This is a genomic window from Brevundimonas sp. UBA2416 (assembly GCF_002343105.1).
Lineage (GTDB): Bacteria > Pseudomonadota > Alphaproteobacteria > Caulobacterales > Caulobacteraceae > Brevundimonas.
Window position 1 is genome coordinate 55,265 of sequence record NZ_DDRM01000014.1, and the last position, 214, is coordinate 55,478.

Genomic DNA, 214 nt, shown 5'->3' on the forward strand with positions numbered 1-214 from the left:
GGGAAAACCACGACCCGACCCAGGGGATGCGTCAGGGCAATGACGTGGGCACGACCTATCGTTCGACCCTCTATTATCTGAACGACGCGCAACGGGCCGAAGCCGAGGCCTCTCGCGACGCCTATCAGGCGGCCCTGTCCAGGGCGGGTCGCGGCACCATCACCACCGAGATCGCCGCTGCCGGGCCGTACTATTTCGCCGAGGACTATCACCA

The 214-nt window shown here is 65.0% G+C and carries 1 protein-coding gene; it reads left to right on the forward strand.

What is annotated here, in order from left to right:
• Positions 1–214, forward strand: a 214-nt coding sequence (locus tag B3E43_RS03820; protein ID WP_292026857.1) for a peptide-methionine (S)-S-oxide reductase, incomplete at both ends; no start/stop codon positions are given.